We start from the raw sequence: 631 nt of genomic DNA, 5'->3' as shown, positions 1-631 counted from the left end.
ATAAGGCTTCGCCAATGCTCTCTTCCTCGATTAAAGTTAGATTTAAATCTTAAGATAATGAATTAATTACATGCAGGATGTTTGTCCGATTAATAGTTCCCTCTTTCGGAGTTGAACTTATTAAAGTCAGTTTTTAGCATTCCGAATACAATACTATCGGTCCACTCATCTTTATTCCAAAAGTTTTGTATAAAGTGAGCTTCTTTCCTCATCCCAATCCTTCTACATAATTTTCCTGATGCTATATTTCGTGCATCCAGATTCGCTTGAATACGGTGAATTTTTACAACTTCAAATAAATAGTTTATTAGTGCAATAACAGCCTCTGTTGCATATCCTTTTCCGGACACAGATTTTGAAAATGTATAACCAATTTCAACAGTATCTTTTATATCTGTGTACCAAACAGATAGATCGCCAATTACTTTAGCGTCCATTAAGACCGCTAAGCTCAAAGCATTTTCTTTTGTTAATTGATTATTATTTAATTTCTTATCAAATTCCCTTCCTTTATCTTCATGGGTCCATTTATCATGCAAAAGATATTGACATGTTGAGTCATCATTATAAATTTCATAAACGTCATTCAGATGATGTTTTTCAAAAGTTTTAATCAGTAGCCGGTTAGTTT

Annotated in this window: 1 protein-coding gene; it reads right to left on the bottom strand. The window is 32.3% G+C overall.

Features of this window, described 5'->3' with window-relative positions; genetic code table 11:
* Positions 1–89: 89 nt before the first annotated feature.
* On the bottom strand, positions 90–631 hold a 542-nt coding region (locus tag FT637_RS29580; protein ID WP_193649259.1), incomplete at its 5' end, for a GNAT family N-acetyltransferase.

The sequence above is a fragment of the Bacillus cereus genome, from assembly GCF_015071065.1.
GTDB lineage: Bacteria > Bacillota > Bacilli > Bacillales > Bacillaceae_G > Bacillus_A > Bacillus_A cereus_BA.
This window is presented reverse-complemented; position numbering and strand designations above follow the sequence as displayed.